The 245-nt window shown below is 54.7% G+C and carries 1 protein-coding gene; it reads right to left on the reverse strand.

All coding sequences use genetic code 11. The annotated features are described in order from the left end of the window. On the reverse strand, positions 1-245 hold a 245-nt coding region (locus ACTHUT_RS22405; RefSeq protein WP_440386929.1), incomplete at both ends, for a DUF2345 domain-containing protein.

Raw genomic sequence — 245 nt, forward strand, 5'->3', positions numbered from 1 at the left:
TCCTTCAAAGCATTCAGCTGCAATTCGTCATTCTGTGCCTGTACAGTGACTGCACCCTGATTGGCCTGCATCTTGATGCCGTTGCTTTGCGCAAACAGGTTAAGGCTCTCTGCCGCATGGGCGGTCAGGCTTTGGCCGGCGGTAATGTCGGTATGGTTGCCGCTGATAAGGTGGATGTTTTCATTGGCGGTATGCAGTTGGCTTTGCTCTGTTGCGGTGGCTATACCGGCCGGGGCGGTTTGGAT

The organism is Neisseria sp. P0022.S010 (assembly GCF_051956635.1).